2 protein-coding genes and 1 pseudogene are annotated in these 2,881 nt (G+C 61.7%); 1 reads left to right on the top strand and 2 read right to left on the bottom strand.

The genetic code is table 11. The features are described 5' to 3' along the window. Window positions 1-759: pseudogene (locus ACXJKO_RS31020) on the bottom strand (AAA domain-containing protein); the annotation flags it as partial. A gap of 430 nt (window positions 760-1,189) precedes the next feature. On the opposite strand from ACXJKO_RS31020, the gene ACXJKO_RS31015 reads away from it, so the two are divergent. Next, entirely contained in the window at window positions 1,190-2,575 is a 1,386-nt protein-coding gene (locus ACXJKO_RS31015) for a transposase (RefSeq protein WP_457094850.1), read from the top strand. 104 nt (window positions 2,576-2,679) lie between these two features. Here the strand turns inward: ACXJKO_RS31015 and ACXJKO_RS31010 are convergent. Further along, the coding region (locus tag ACXJKO_RS31010; protein WP_457094849.1) for a transposase at window positions 2,680-2,881 on the bottom strand (202 nt) is incomplete at its 5' end.

The following is a 2,881-nucleotide window of genomic DNA, read 5'->3' as shown; positions in this document are numbered from 1 at the left end:
GGCTGTGGCGGCCCGGGGGCGAACCTTGATCTCACCGCCGGCAAGATCGTCAATCTCGATTTCCACGAGACGCTCGACCAGAGGAAGGTCGACCTCATTGCCATCCCTGAGCCAGCGAGAGAGCCCCATGCCCCAAACAAGTTCGAAGGATTTGTCGCCCCCTCCGAGTTCGGCGAGTTGGGTGACCTCAAACAGCCTCTGATACAACGCCAGCGATCGGCGGACCGGACGTTCTGCCTTCGACCAGGGCAGCCATTGTTCGGTGATCCACGTCTCGGAGGCGCTCCTGACATCAGGGCGATCCTCCAGGCGCAGGCGCACATCCCAGCGGGGAATGGTCTCGTCCTTCTTGATAGCTTCCGCCACATCCTCTGGTCGCACGGCTCCGGAGGCCAGAAGTTCATCCCGTTCCGTCTCCGTTACCGTAAGAAGCAGGTAGTCCCGCAGTTTCGGCTCCCGCTCGGGATCAGGGGAGATCTCCAGCCAGTCTGCCGCGAGTTCTGGCGGTGCGGGAGGATCACTGCGCCGGAGGCGCTCCACGGCAAGCCACACCGGGCCGTCTTCATCCATGATGTCATGACGAACGCCAGGCATGGCATGCAGTTCATGCTGGTGCAGCACAAAGGTCTGTCCGGTCGGAAGCCGATGCTCCGACAGCCGCAGGGCCGGCCGTTCATCCAGCCGGACGACTTGCTCGACGTACCCTAGAAGATTGTGAATGCGCTCAGCGGCAGGTGCGACGGTATCAGGTGCAGACATCATTTTCTTCGCTTGCTTCGTTCCTAGCCCTCGACCGAAACTTTCTTGACGGCAGAGTCATCTGAGCTCCCGACGGCGGTCAAGCTTAAAGTGACCAGCCTTTAGGCGTCACAATGACCATCTCTATGGTTCAAAGCTTCTCAGACCTTCTCAACCGAAAGGCGTAAGCAATCAACTAAAACGTAACCTGTTTACAGTACAGAATACTCGAGGGCGGTTTTGCCCTCAGTGTCGGGCGAGGTGACACGAAGATGCGAGCCAAAGCGTTCGGCTCTGCAGGCGCCGGGACGTTCCTGAACTTCCGCTTCGCGGTTGCATGCAGACCAAGCTGCAATGTCTCAGAGGTGCCGATACTGTTGATTTAGTCGGGCATTGATTGAGCCGCGTTGGCGTGATTCCATCGTCCTGTCGCTTTGCGGAGGGCAGGACGATGATGGGCTTCCAGACGGCTCCGGCGCAGCTCTTCTACGACTTCTGCCTCGACGACCACGTTCCCGTCGATCATCTGCTGCGCCGCATCAACCGCTTCCTTGACCTGGAAAGCGTCCGCACGGCTCTGAAGCCGTTCTACAGCTCCATCGGACGCCCCTCCGTCGACCCCGAGCTGATGATGCGTATGCTGATTGTCGGCTACTGCATGGGCCTGCGCTCGGAGCGGCGCTTGTGCGAGGAGGTCCACCTCAACCTGGCCTACCGCTGGTTCTGCCGTCTGGGCCTTGACGGCAAGGGGCCGGACCACTCCACCTTCTCGCGCAACCGCCATGGCCGCTTTCGCCAAAGTGACATCCTACGGCACCTGTTCGAGACGGTGGTCGAGCGCTGCCTGGCGGAGGGGCTGGTGGGAGGCGAAGGCTTTGCGGTCGATGCCAGTCTGATTGCGGCTGACGCCAACAAGCAGCGCTCGATCCGGGGAGACGCGTGGCGGGCCGAGGACCATGGTGCCGATGCTCATCGAGCGGTCAAAGAGTATCTCGCCACCCTCGACGAAGCCGCATGGGGTGCAGCCACCGACGTTGAGCCGAAGTTCGTCTCGCCCTCCGACCCGGCCGCCCAGTGGACCGGCGCCATGCGGGGCCCGGCCTTCTTTGCCTATGCCACGAACTACCTGATCGATACCCAGCATGCGGTTATTCTCGACGTGGAGGCGACGCGCGCCATCCGGCAGGCGGAAGTCGGGGCTGCCCGCACGATGCTCGAGCGCACTGCTGAACGGTTTGGGCTCAAGCCGCGGCATTTGGCGGCCGACAGCGCCTATGGCTCGGCTGACAACCTTGCCTGGCTCGTCAAGGACAAGAAGATCGCACCCCACATTCCGGTGATCGACAAGGCTGAGCGCACCGATGGCACGTTCTCACGCGCCGACTTCGTGTTTGATCCTGACGAGGATCATTACACCTGTCCGGGCGGCAAGCAGCTCGTGCAGTACCGGCGCAGCTTCGCAATACCCCGCACCGGGATCACCAAGGCTGGCGTTCGGTTCTACCGGGCCAAGCAGTCCGACTGTCAGAGCTGTGATCTGAAGGCACGCTGCTGCCCCAACACACTCCGCCGTCGGATCCCACGCAACCAGAATGAAGACGCCCGCGATGTGGCCCGAGCCCTAGCCGGCACGCCGGCCTTCGAGCGCTCTCGTCACCATCGCAAGAAGATCGAGATGCTGTTTGCCCACCTCAAGCGGATTCTGAAGCTGGCACGTCTGAGACTACGCGGGCCCAGGGGAGCCAGAGACGAGTTCCTGTTAGCCGCTACCGCGCAGAATCTGAGACGGCTTGCCAAGCTGCGGCCGACGCCAACCTTCGTCGAGGCAGGAGCATGACGATGTGTGCTCAACCAACCCGAACCCGGCTCCAGAGCCGGAGCTACAGGGCAAACAGATTGTGTGCGTCAAGTTCTGCAAAGCGGGGCGGCCGGTCAGGCTGGCTAAGCGGCTTCGCGAAGAGTGCTTTTCTTGTGCTCCTTGAGATCCTCCATGTTGAGGTAGCGGTGGGCTTCCAGCCAGTTCTCGTGCGTCTCGACCGCCAGAGCCCGCACCAGCCGGCAGCATGAAGCGGCATTGGGGAAGATCCGCACCACATACGTGCGTCTCCTGATCTCTTCGTTGAGCCGCTCGAGCATGTTGGTG

The sequence above is a fragment of the Microvirga sp. P5_D2 genome (genome assembly GCF_054049475.1).
This window is presented reverse-complemented; position numbering and strand designations above follow the sequence as displayed.